General features: G+C 71.1%; 1 protein-coding gene. It reads left to right on the top strand.

What is annotated here, in order from left to right; genetic code table 11:
* Nucleotides 1–161: 161 nt before the first annotated feature.
* A partial coding sequence (locus tag AC0IX4_RS23015) for a CoA transferase (RefSeq protein ID WP_471831399.1) occupies nt 162–284 on the top strand: 123 nt, incomplete at its 3' end.

Here is a 284-nt window from a genome sequence, read left to right as displayed (position 1 = left end):
GGCATGGCCGTCGGCAACTCCGACCTTCCGGACGTCGACGCGGACTGGTGGGGTGCCTCTCGGTCGCGGGTGGACGACGCCGCGTCGGAGTTCCTCTGAGTCTCCCGACCCGATCGGTCCGGTCCTGGCGTCGGGCGAGTTCCGGTGGATAGGGTCGCGGCATGACTACTGCAGGTGGACCGCTCGCCGGAATCAAGGTCGGGGAGCTCGCCGGGATCGGACCGGGCCCGCACACGGCGACGCTGCTGTCGGATCTCGGGGCGGACGTCGTCCGTGGCCAACGC

Source organism: Rhodococcus sp. AC861 (assembly GCF_979256035.1).
Note: the sequence above shows the minus strand (reverse complement) of the source record. Positions and strands in the feature narration are given on the sequence as shown.